Genomic DNA, 11104 nt, shown 5'->3' on the forward strand with positions numbered 1-11104 from the left:
TGCACTGCCTAAACCATATCACCCGTTTTAGGATCGTAGCCCCAAATAGTATTTGGGTTACCACGTTTTGCCATACGTTCACGGTAAATGGTAGATACAATTTCAGCATCACCAGCAAGCAAGGCTTTGGTTGAACAAAGCTCCGCACACATAGGTAATTTGCCTTCAGCAATACGGTTTGCACCGTACTTCTTGCGTTCAGCTTCTGAATGGTTCTCTTCTGGGCCACCGGCACAGAAAGTACACTTATCCATTTTGCCTCGGCTGCCGTATGCAGTCTTTTTAGGGAACTGCGGCGCACCGAAAGGACAAGCATAGAAGCAATAGCCACAACCAATACACGTATCTTTGTCGTGCAAAATTAGACCGTCTTCGGTTTGATAGAAACAATCCGCCGGACAAACGGCCATACAAGGTGCATCGGTACAGTGCATACATGCCACTGAGATTGATGCTTCGCCTGGTTCACCATCATTGATAGTGACCACACGGCGACGTTGAATTCCCCACTCTAGAGCGGAATCGTTTTCGTTCTTACAAGCTGTGACGCAACCGTTACACTCGATGCAGCGTTTGGTGTCACACAAAAATTTCATGACTGCCATAATGGCTTATCTCCTCATCAAGTTAATTAGGCTTTGCTGATCTGACACAAGCTAGACTTAGTCTCTTGCATCTGAGTCACAACATCATAACCATAGGTCATCACGGTATTGGCAGACTCGCCGATAACGTAAGGAACCGTTCCTTCTGGGTAGCTCTTCTCTAGGCTCTTGCCTTCGAATACACCCGCAAAGTGGTATGGCATGAAACACTCACCAGCAATGACTCGTGGAGTCACCATTGCTTTAACTGTGATCTTAGCGCCTTCTGGACTGTGAACGAATACGTCATCACCATCACGTAAGCCGCGATCTGCTGCATCTGCAGGGTTAATCTCAATAAACATTTCTTGCTGTAATTCTGCAAGCCATGGATTTGAGCGGGTTTCTTCACCACCACCTTCATACTCAACTAAACGACCCGTCGTCACTGCCAATGGGAAGTCTTTTGAGAAATCTTTGTCTTGAATTGTCTTATACAAGGTTGGAAGACGTGCAACCATACGGTCTTCGTAAGTTGGATACTTAGACACTAAGTCACGACGAGGGGTATATAATGGCTCACGGTGAACCGGGATATCATCTGGGAAGTTCCAAACAATACAACGGGCTTTCGCATTACCGTAAGGGATACAACCATGCTTAATCGCAACACGTTGAATACCACCAGAAATATCAGTTTTCCAGTTTTTACCTTCAGCATGAACTTTCTCTTCGGCGGTTAAATCATCCCACCAGCCAAGCTGTTTAAGCATGTCAGCGGTAAATTCAGGATAACCGTCTTGAATTTCGCTGCCTTTAGAGTATGAGCCTTCAGCAAGAATGTTGTTACCTTCATGCTCAACACCGTAACGAGCACGGAAGTTACCACCACCGTCTTTCACTTCACGGCCCGTGCGGTACAAAATTTGTGTACCAGGGTGCTTCATATCTGCAGTCCCCCAACATGGCCAAGGTAAACCGTAAGTTTCACCTTTTGCTGGGCCACCTGGTGCTTCTAGGCTTTCAATATCGAACGTGCCCCAGTTTTCTTGGTGCATTTTCAAGCGCTCAGGACTTTGACCTGTATAACCAACAGTCCACATACCTTTGTTGAATTCACGAGTCATATCTTCAATCAACGGCTCATCGCCATTCACTTTAATGTGCTTACAGAATTCAGCATCGATGCCCCATTTTTTCGCCAGCTTGTACATGATTATGTGGTCAGCTTTTGATTCAAATAATGGCTCAATAACTTGAGTACGCCACTGCAGTGAGCGGTTAGATGCAGAAACAGAACCATATGTTTCAAACTGAGTCGCAGCAGGCAGTAGATATACGCCATCTGTACGCTCATGCATAACACCCGCCATGGTTGGGAATGGATCGACAACCACTACCGTATCCATTTTGTTCAATGCTTCACGCACTTCACGACCACGGGTTTCGGTATTGACTGATTGCCCCCAGAAGAATGACATACGAATGTTATCTTTCTGCGCAATCTTAGATTTGTCTTCAAGTACACCATCATGCCAGCGTGAGCATGGGATACCCGTCGAAGTCATTGGGTCTTGACCTAAGTGTTGGGCTTGGTCGAAGCGGTTTTTAACCCATTCGTAATCAAGATCCCACACATTACACCAATGCTTCCAAGAACCGGTCTTCAAGCCGTAGTAACCAGGTAAAGTATCGAATAGTAAACCAAAGTCGGTTGCACCTTGTACGTTATCATGACCACGGAAGATGTTAGTACCACCACCTTCAACACCCATGTTGCCTAGCGCTAATTGCAAGATACAGTATGAACGCGTGTTCGCATTACCGACGTGATGCTGAGTACCACCCATACACCAAACCACAGTACCAGGCTTAGTCTCTGCAAGCATTTTAGCCACACGGCGCATTTGCTTTTCAGGTACACCGGCAACATTTTCAACTTCTTGTGGATTCCACTTTTTCACTTCCTCACGGATACGTTCCATACCGTATACACGTTGGTCAATGAATGTTTGGTCTTCCCAACCGTTTTCAAAAATATGCCACAACAAACCATAAATGTAAGGAATATCCGTACCTGGACGGATATGCACGAACTCGTCAGCTTTTGCTGCAGTTCGGGTGAAACGAGGGTCGACTACGATAATTTTCGCGCCGCGCTCTTTACCTTCAAGGATGTGTTGCATTGAAACTGGGTGAGCTTCACAAGGGTTCGAACCGATGAACATCATCGCTTTCGATTTACGAATGTCATTAAATGAGTTCGTTTGCGCACCATAACCCCAAGTGTTTGCAACACCGGCTACAGTGGTAGAGTGACAAATACGTGCAGAGTGGTCGACGTTGTTCGTGCCCCACATTGCCGCTAATTTGCGGTACATATAAGCTTGTTCGTTCGAGAACTTCGCACTACCCATGAAAAATACTGAATCAGGACCTGACTCTTGACGAATATCTAAGGCTTTTTGGCCTACTTCTTCAATCGCTTGTTCCCAAGAAAGTTTTTTCCACTTACCGCCTTCAAGTTTCATTGGATACTTAAGACGCTTTTCACCATGACCATGTTCACGCAGTGCAGCACCTTTAGCACAGTGGCCACCAGCGTTAAATGGATGATCAAATGCAGGCTCTTGACCTGTCCATACACCATTTTGAACTTCAGCATAAATACCACAGCCCACTGAACAGTGAGAACAAATAGTACGTTTTACTTCGGTAGGTGCATCATAAGGTACATCTTTCGCTTCAGCTTTACGCATCATGCCTGCGCCCAGCATTGAGGCTGCAGCAATACCACCTGTTGCCAATGTGGCTGATTTCAAAAACTGGCGACGATTGAGTCCAAGTGCAGGTTTATCTGCGACTTCAACTGTCTCTGTTTTGCGGGTTAATCGCATCACATATTCTCCTTTAATTACTTACTACGTAAGGTGGCGTAGTAACTACGTACATGGTCTGTTTCTCTATAACCATCACTTTTATCCACACTTGATGTGGCTTCTGGTGAGGCAGCTAGAGCTTGTCCGCTAACAGTAGCAACTGCGCCAGCGGCACTACCGACAGCCAATGCTTTAAGCATTTGACGACGATCCATGACGGAAGCTTGCTTCTTCATAGTCTCTCCTTAATGTAACGCTAAAATAAAAGGGTCTTGTTTACCCTAGATTAAGTGGGAGTCTCCTCCCGTTTCGGTCTACGCCACTTACAATGTCAGTGGCGTAAATCTTTGCCCCATCAATCACGAAATTAAGATGCTAATTCGTTTGTTGAAGGTTCAATTTTCTCTGCTGACTCAGCGGCTTTAGCTTCAGCCTCACTGCCTGGGCAGTTCACTGGAATATCTAAGCTAAGCTGTTCAAACTCATTAGCTTCAATTTCAAAAAAGGCTTTTGCCAGTTTTGCTACTGGTGCGTAAAAGGCTGCACTGGGAGTTTGTTCTAATGTGTCGCAAAAACGCGCAATCCAACTACCAATATGGCGTTGGTAGAAAGCTAACTGACGGTAACCAGGAGCCTCTAAAATTAATGTACCCATGACTTCACATAATGCAGCCACATGATCTTCTGGCTCTTTTACTTCGTCTTCACGAGCAAAACCTAATTGCAGTAAATCTTGACGTAAAAGGGCTAATGGCTTGTCCATTAGTGAGCCTGTCATAAACCAACTTGCGTATGGCAATACTTCACCACGACCCACGCCGTAGAAAATATTGAAGTATTCTTGCTCAAGCTCTTCAGCGGTATACTTGGTCGCAGCTTCTTTCAAGCCAAGCCAAGCCGCTGTCATGTCATTGTCTTCTTCAGCATCAACTTCAAGCTCAGCTAAAAATGCGAGCAACTCGGCGTTAGGCTCGCGACGTAACAAGGCTGCCAATATTTGGTAAATATCTGCCCGTAGCTGATCGTTTTCTGAAATTTCTCTAACTAATTCGGTCATATCTGATCTCTTATCGAAGTTGCTTCTCTGGGTCTTCAAGAATGTCTTCAAACATATCTTTTACGCGGCAATCACCACACATTTTTAAACGCTCAACATTGGCATTAAATGCAGAGTGTCCACCAATCATATCTATCATTCTGTGTACCATTGACTGTGTCGCAAATGCGGTACCACAGCGAATACACTCAAATGGTGGTTCTTCTTTTAATGTTTGGCGTTGCTGACGTGAGGCTTGGTCTAAGTTGATTTGCGAAGTAATGCTAATCACATTTTCAGGACAAGATGTTTCACATAAACCACATTGAACACAGTCTTGCTCAACGAAATGTAATGCAGGTTTATCACCACCATCCGTTAAAGCTTGAGTTGGACATGTCGCCACACAAGACATACACAAGGTACATTTGTCAGCATTCACTTCCACTTTGCCGTATGGCACATTACTCATTGAAATACAGGTATCGCTTGCTGCAGCTTGCTGATTCAAATGATCCACTGCGGCGTATAACGTTTCACGCTTAGTTGTTGGCGTAAATGCTGCTGGTACCGTTAGTGGCCAGTCTAAGCTAATCGCTAATTTATCATTCAGCGCAGAAAGCATACTCGGGTCAATTAAGCTGATGCGTTGAGGCTGGCCCATTTCATCTAAAATGGTATTAGCAAGCGACAATTCACCGTTTAACATTTGCGTTAATGTTGGTGCAGTTGCGTCAGTGTTAAGAATCAACACTTGGCGAGCGCCCCAAGCAAGTGATGACATCCAATGGTCGATGCTAGCAACTGTAATTTCTTCTAACTCAACAGGGATAATGTCCCCGACTAAATCAGCTGTAATCAGCTCAGCACCAACACCACTGTCATGGAATAAAATCACTGGAGCAGCTTGGGCTTGCTCAAGGTAGCGGCTGATCAGTTTTTGAATGTAACTATGGAGAGCTTGTGGCGTAGGTAAATCAAAAGCGATGGCCCCTGTAGGACATGCGTTGGTACAACTACCCGCACCATGACACAAGTAAGGGTCAATTTCGATTTTGTCTTCAATGCTACTAATAGCATCTGCTGGGCAGAAGTTTAAACAGCGATTACAACCATTAACGCCATTGCGATTGTGGGCACAAATATCACTGTTAACTTTGACATAGCGTGGCTTATCAAACTCACCAACTAAATCAGGAATTTGTGTTAATGCATCAGCAAGCTTCTCTGCATCCTGACCTACGTAAAAATAACCTGGTGGCAGCATTTCAAGGTTCAAACATGGCGCCATGCTTAAATCTAAAACGATATCAAAATGTGGTTTACGAATAGCAACAAGGCTAAGTTCAGCAGCTTTGCTGTCTTGGCCTTCGCTTTCTACCGTCACTTGGAATTGGCCTAAAAAGCCTTTTACTGAGATAAGTTTGTTGTAATAGCTTTCACTATTAACTGCTGCATTCATTACTGCTTCAAGATGTGCTTCATCTTGGCTAGTAATGGCTTCATTTGCCAAAATGACGACATTCGCCATATTGGACAATTTGTCTGCAGCTAATCGAGCCAGATCTTCTGGGCCGATAACCAGCACATTTCCTTCAGTAGTATAACTGACGGTAGGTGGAATCAAGTTTTGAATAACTTGAGTCTGTGCTAATACCTGCTGGCGAACTTGTTGCAGTTCAAGCGGGGTTTGACTATTGCTCACATTGCATTCCTGAACAGTTTTCAACGTTTGATGGACTTACTTAGCACTGTATTCCTTTCATCATTAACTCTTTCATCAAGCGAGTTAATCACTTCTGCTAAAAACAATAAGTACGACATCTACCACGTTAAAATAGTGGACATTAAATTATCGACGTTTTCTGACCTAAACTTGGCGCTGAGGCGATATCTCTGCCTCTGAAGCCATAACCAGATCATCACTCTGGTTAGTCGGGTCAGTCTTCGCGACTAATTCACTCTTTTCACTTAATACTTCTTGCGGGGCATCAGTTGCATCACCAACTGTGTCATCTCCCTCGCTTGCTAGTAACGCTTCATCTTCAGCTTTGTCTTCATCTTTCATGACGTTGCGGAAAACTTTTTTCGCCAACTCAGCTGAAACGTCAGGGCTCAACTTAGGTTGGTTACTGTAATCAAGGGCATACTCAAGTAGGCCATCAATTTCGTTATACTGTGGTTGTTTCCATAAAGCCTTTAAGGCTGCAGATTTTGCAGCAGGAGAAACATTCGCTCCCATAAACGATGCAAAACTACCACCAACCTCGATTTTTTCTGGATCAGGTAAATCTTCAGCTTCAAGAATTTTTTCTGGTTCAGCCGTCTCAACAGTGTGCGCATCAACTGTTTCAGTGTCACCTTCAGGGCTTACCTGCTCAGTTTCAGTTGCCTGTGTTTTTGCTGCTAAATCAGCAGCAGCTTCAGCTTCAACCTGCTCACGACGCTCAGTCCAGCGAGAAAAAAATCCTCTTGGTTTATCGCTCATTTAGTGGCTCCGAAGGTGATTTGTGCTTGGGCCTTGATCCTTGCGGCGATTCACATGTTTACGGCGCTTAGCTGAAATCTCAACTTCTCCATGACGCGTTATAAAAGCTTCAACCCAACAAGCCAGCGCTTCTGGCATTGGGATATTTAATACCGGTGTTTCAGACTCTAAACAGCCTGCTGCGACGTTTTGGTCACAAGATATTGAAGTCGGAATTAACGTCCCGTCATCCAGCTCATCACAAACGATGTATAACATGGTGTTATCCATATCGAGATTGATGCGGTAACTACCACGCTCATCTTTGTGCAGCTCAAATAACACCAGCGTTGCTCCTTCTGGTGCCTGATGAGAAGCAGGGACGATTTGATCGACCTCCCACGTCACCGACGGCCAGCGACCAACCATTTTTTCCACTTTTTTCAGTGAAACGTAAATAGGCCAAACATTTTCAGTATGTTGCATAAAAGCTTTGCCTTATGAAATCAGAAAACAACAAGAAACAAACAAATAACCAATAAATACATAATGTTATTTAACAACCTTATGACTTTGAATACTGGGGTTATTAGGTTTTGTTTCCTTTATGCGTATAGTGCTGCAAAAATAGTGCCAGAAGGATTGATTACTAAAGTTTGACCTAGATCGCTAATTCCACTTTAAGAGTAGGACAATTTGTCCATATTGCTAATTTTAATAGGACATAAGGCTACGTTAATTAGCTATCACTGATAAACATTGGTGTTAGATCACGCATTTACAATCTACTTACTATTGGAGGTATAAAAGTTGCTATGCTGATAGGCAGTTAGTTTTAATCACGATTTTCGTCTTAAATACCGACATTATTGGTATCAGATGACACAGTCAGAGGCCGCTACGTAAATGACCCAAACCAATGCCACAGCAAAAGCCCCACTTAAACTTGTTAAAACCCAAGCCGAAGTCCCACTGACTTTGCCAGTAAAAGCAATCAATGAACTGGGCGAAAGTATTGATAAGTTTGTCGCCTGTGAAAGACCCTTAACTGTGTACCTCAACTGGCAACCCATTGTGACCTTAATGACACTGGGAGCTAAGCCTGAATCATTAGCATTGGGATACTTAAAAAACCAAGGTTTTGTGAGCGATGCCAGCTTGTTAGAGTCAATTATTGTTGATTGGGACGTCAATTCAGCGGCTATTTTAACCGCTGAAAAAACAGCAGATTTAGAAGAAAAACTATCAGAAAAAACCGTCACATCGGGGTGTGGTCAAGGCACGGTTTATGGTGGCTTTATGCAAGGGCTTGATGATATTAACTTGCCGACACCTCAGCTTAAACAGTCAGTATTGTATAGCTTACTTAAAAACATTAACGCCTATAACGAGACTTACAAAAATGCCGGTGCTGTTCATGGCTGCGGTATTTGCCAAGATGATCAAATTCAAGCATTTATCGAAGATGTAGGCCGTCATAATGCGGTTGATACACTCGCTGGCGATATGTGGTTAGCAGGTGAAAATGGCAACGATAAGATTTTTTATACCACTGGCCGTCTAACTTCAGAGATGGTGATCAAAGTGGCTAAGATGGGGATTCCGGTTCTGCTTTCTCGCAGTGGGGTTACACAGATGGGACTCGAATTAGCACAAAAAATGGGTATTACCATTATCGCACGTGCTAAAGGTCGTCATTTCTTGGTCTACCATGGCGCGGAAAACATCGAATTTGATGCCAATAAAGCCAAGTAATTCGCTGTGATGAGATAGGCCTGTATTTGACTATTATTGGCCTAGCTCTTTTAAGCATTTCTATTAATCAGCTCTGTTAAAGAGTGGCCCTTATTGATAACAAGCTCGCAATGGGCTTGTTATCGATTGAATAACTCACTTCATATCGCGAAATTTAGCCCACTGCTCACGCTGCTTTTCGGTTAAAAAACTCCATGCAAGTACGCGAGTAATCTTGTTTCCCTGCTGCATCTCAATGGTTTTAACCGTATCTACAGACAATTTATCGAGTAAGGCATAACACGGTTTTAAGTTTTCAGATTTAGAAATTAACGAACTAAACCATAAACATTGAGTTCCAAATTGTTGGCTTTCTTTAATCATATTAGCCAAAAACTGTTGCTCGCCGCCTTCGCACCATAACTCAGCTTTTTGTCCGCCAAAGTTCAGCTTAGGGTCTGTTTTAGATGACTCTGCACCAGTTTTACCTTGATGAAGGTTCGATTTCATTCTCTTGGCGCGATTTGCTGCGAGGTTAGCATTTTTCTTGATGCTGCCCTTAGTCGCGTCTTCAAGTGAGCGATGAAACGGCGGGTTACACATAGTCAGATCAAACCGTTCATCAGCATTGATAATGCCTGAAAAAATGGCACTCGGGTTAGCTTGTAAACGTAATGATAACTTTGAGGTTAGTGACTTATTTTGTTCAGCAATTTTAGCCACATTACTAATGGAGATAGGGTCTATATCACTGGCAACAAACTGCCAGCCATATGACTGGATACCTAATAACGGATAAATACCATTGGCACCCGTTCCAATATCTAACGCTGTCACCTTGGCACCTTTTGGCACCTTGCCGTTGACACTTAATAAATCCGCAATGTAATGCAAATAATCAACACGACCTGGCACAGGTGGACACAAAAAACCTTCAGGAATATCCCAGTGTTCAATGTCATAATCCAGCTTTAATATCGCGGCATTGAGACTCTTTACTGCTTCAGGATCTGCAAAGTCTATTGATAAATTTCCATAAGGATTAGTTTTAACAAAGTGGGACAATTTGGGACACTTTTTAATAAGTGATTCAAAATCATAACCTTGCAAATGTTTATTTCGAGGATGTAATGCTTTAGGTTGCAATCGCCCAGTGGTGAGCTTCTGCTGCGACTTTTTGCTGTGCTTATTGATCGATTTGGTCTGTCGGCGTTGACTCTTGACTGGCTTGTTATCAAGTTTAGCGTTTTTCGAATGCTTTGCTGCGCCTTTAGAAGGCGCCTTAGATGCTGTCACAGATTCAGTGCTCTATTTAATCGTACAAATACTTGGTAAACAGTAAATTCACTACTAATTCACTACCCGTTTCTTCTGCGAGAAGCCTGTTAACCGTTTCATAGCACTCACGGCGAATGTCTTCACGACCAGTGAGTGACTTCACTTTATCTTCGGCTTGATTACCTAACACTTCAACAATGGCTGAGCGTAATAAAGGGTCATGATGTTCAATTAGCAATAAATGGTCAGGATCTTTCACCATCAATTCGACACCGATTTTAACAAAACCTAACTTCTTACGATTAGAAATATAGTTAGTGACAATATCAGGTTCAAAACCATAATAAGCAAAATTTTCTAAGGCTTTTTCATCTGCGCTTTGCACATTCATTGAAAATATCAGTGAAAGAAAAATTGCGTATACGTACTTTGCCATCGTTAATCAAACTCCATTATTGATATAAGCGTTGTCGTGATAAACTGCACCCGTTTTGTAAATTTTAACGAGTAATGAATGACAGTAACCAGCTTAAGCTTTCCATACGGTGAATCTATTCAATGGTTTTCACCTGAGAACTTCCATTCTATGCCAAAAACAGCTTTAAAAGAATGGTTACTTGCCACTGGCAGTTTAACTCAAAAATTAAAAAGCTGTTGCCAAGATTTTGAAGTAAAGGTGTTAGGCGAACACCTGACGAACCCTTTAGCAGGTGAATGCCCTAATCAAAGCCGAGTATGGGTCAGAGAAGTGCTACTTTGCCTTGATGGTAAACCTTGGGTATTTGCACGCACGTTGATTCCAGAGAGCCTTACAGAACATCAGCAACATAACTTTAAACGTTTAGGCTCTAGGCCGCTTGGTGAGTTACTTTTTTCGAGTAATGATATTGTGCCAGGCAAAATCGAAGTGGCTGAATTCGAGAGCTGTAGTAAGTTAGCACAACTAGCGACGAGTTTATCTCAAGCTGTATCGGAGCCATTATGGGGACGCCGTCGCTACTTTACTTTGGCAGATCAGCAAATCATTGTGAGCGAAATATTTCTCCCTGCCGCAGTAAAAATTATCAATAGTGAATTAGCACCTTCAATGGCTTGCACGGACTGATAAATCGTTTTATTTACAACT

Annotated in this window: 11 protein-coding genes; 2 read left to right on the top strand and 9 right to left on the bottom strand. The window is 43.1% G+C overall.

Annotated elements, in window-relative coordinates:
- Nucleotides 1–8: 8 nt before the first annotated feature.
- The 7 genes from fdh3B to SJ2017_RS20705 form a co-directional block, all read right to left on the bottom strand.
- The gene (fdh3B, locus tag SJ2017_RS20675; protein WP_055024167.1) at nucleotides 9–605 is read right to left on the bottom strand and encodes a formate dehydrogenase FDH3 subunit beta; all 597 of its coding nucleotides are present in this window, start codon (nucleotides 603–605) and stop codon (nucleotides 9–11) included.
- Nucleotides 606–631: 26 nt separating this feature from the next.
- Nucleotides 632–3481 (bottom strand): formate dehydrogenase subunit alpha, encoded by a 2850-nt coding sequence (locus SJ2017_RS20680; protein WP_055024166.1) that lies wholly within the window; start codon nucleotides 3479–3481, stop codon nucleotides 632–634.
- A 17-nt stretch (nucleotides 3482–3498) separates the two neighbouring features.
- Nucleotides 3499–3699 carry a twin-arginine translocation signal domain-containing protein gene (locus SJ2017_RS20685; protein ID WP_055024165.1) on the bottom strand — a complete coding sequence of 67 codons (201 nt, stop codon included), beginning with the start codon at nucleotides 3697–3699 and terminating at the stop codon, nucleotides 3499–3501.
- Nucleotides 3700–3830: 131 nt separating this feature from the next.
- The gene (locus SJ2017_RS20690; RefSeq protein ID WP_055024164.1) at nucleotides 3831–4520 is read right to left on the bottom strand and encodes a TorD/DmsD family molecular chaperone; all 690 of its coding nucleotides are present in this window, start codon (nucleotides 4518–4520) and stop codon (nucleotides 3831–3833) included.
- Nucleotides 4521–4530: 10 nt separating this feature from the next.
- The gene (locus tag SJ2017_RS20695; protein ID WP_080917208.1) at nucleotides 4531–6204 is read right to left on the bottom strand and encodes a 4Fe-4S binding protein; all 1674 of its coding nucleotides are present in this window, start codon (nucleotides 6202–6204) and stop codon (nucleotides 4531–4533) included.
- Nucleotides 6205–6369: 165 nt separating this feature from the next.
- Nucleotides 6370–6987 carry a DUF3306 domain-containing protein gene (locus SJ2017_RS20700; protein WP_080917209.1) on the bottom strand — a complete coding sequence of 206 codons (618 nt, stop codon included), beginning with the start codon at nucleotides 6985–6987 and terminating at the stop codon, nucleotides 6370–6372.
- Nucleotides 6988–7452 carry a DUF3305 domain-containing protein gene (locus tag SJ2017_RS20705; protein ID WP_055024161.1) on the bottom strand — a complete coding sequence of 155 codons (465 nt, stop codon included), beginning with the start codon at nucleotides 7450–7452 and terminating at the stop codon, nucleotides 6988–6990. It abuts the gene before it with no gap.
- A gap of 420 nt (nucleotides 7453–7872) precedes the next feature.
- Here SJ2017_RS20705 and SJ2017_RS20710 point away from each other — a divergent pair, with 420 nt between their 5' ends.
- Nucleotides 7873–8721, top strand: a complete 849-nt coding sequence (locus tag SJ2017_RS20710) for a formate dehydrogenase accessory sulfurtransferase FdhD (protein WP_055024160.1) — start codon at nucleotides 7873–7875, stop codon at nucleotides 8719–8721.
- Between the two features lie 135 nt (nucleotides 8722–8856).
- On the opposite strand, the gene rlmF is transcribed toward SJ2017_RS20710, so the two are convergent.
- Nucleotides 8857–9996: a 23S rRNA (adenine(1618)-N(6))-methyltransferase RlmF gene (gene rlmF, locus SJ2017_RS20715; protein WP_080917211.1), complete on the bottom strand. Its 1140-nt coding sequence runs from the start codon at nucleotides 9994–9996 to the stop codon at nucleotides 8857–8859.
- 16 nt (nucleotides 9997–10012) lie between these two features.
- Nucleotides 10013–10414 carry a flagellar basal body-associated protein FliL gene (locus tag SJ2017_RS20720; RefSeq protein ID WP_055024158.1) on the bottom strand — a complete coding sequence of 134 codons (402 nt, stop codon included), beginning with the start codon at nucleotides 10412–10414 and terminating at the stop codon, nucleotides 10013–10015.
- A 78-nt stretch (nucleotides 10415–10492) separates the two neighbouring features.
- On the opposite strand from SJ2017_RS20720, the gene SJ2017_RS20725 reads away from it, so the two are divergent.
- The gene (locus SJ2017_RS20725) at nucleotides 10493–11083 is read left to right on the top strand and encodes a chorismate--pyruvate lyase family protein (RefSeq protein ID WP_080917212.1); all 591 of its coding nucleotides are present in this window, start codon (nucleotides 10493–10495) and stop codon (nucleotides 11081–11083) included.
- Nucleotides 11084–11104: the final 21 nt, after the last annotated feature.

The sequence above is a fragment of the Shewanella japonica genome (assembly GCF_002075795.1).
GTDB classification, from domain to species: Bacteria; Pseudomonadota; Gammaproteobacteria; order Enterobacterales; family Shewanellaceae; genus Shewanella; species Shewanella japonica.

Coding starts and splice junctions, on each gene's coding strand:
- fdh3B (WP_055024167.1), bottom strand. CDS start 605: ATGGCAGTCATGAAATTTTTGTGTGACACCAAACGCTGCATCGAGTGT.
- SJ2017_RS20680 (WP_055024166.1), bottom strand. CDS start 3,481: ATGCGATTAACCCGCAAAACAGAGACAGTTGAAGTCGCAGATAAACCT.
- SJ2017_RS20685 (WP_055024165.1), bottom strand. CDS start 3,699: ATGAAGAAGCAAGCTTCCGTCATGGATCGTCGTCAAATGCTTAAAGCA.
- SJ2017_RS20690 (WP_055024164.1), bottom strand. CDS start 4,520: ATGACCGAATTAGTTAGAGAAATTTCAGAAAACGATCAGCTACGGGCA.
- SJ2017_RS20700 (WP_080917209.1), bottom strand. CDS start 6,987: ATGAGCGATAAACCAAGAGGATTTTTTTCTCGCTGGACTGAGCGTCGT.
- SJ2017_RS20705 (WP_055024161.1), bottom strand. CDS start 7,452: ATGCAACATACTGAAAATGTTTGGCCTATTTACGTTTCACTGAAAAAA.
- SJ2017_RS20710 (WP_055024160.1), top strand. CDS start 7,873: ATGACCCAAACCAATGCCACAGCAAAAGCCCCACTTAAACTTGTTAAA.
- SJ2017_RS20720 (WP_055024158.1), bottom strand. CDS start 10,414: ATGGCAAAGTACGTATACGCAATTTTTCTTTCACTGATATTTTCAATG.
- SJ2017_RS20725 (WP_080917212.1), top strand. CDS start 10,493: ATGACAGTAACCAGCTTAAGCTTTCCATACGGTGAATCTATTCAATGG.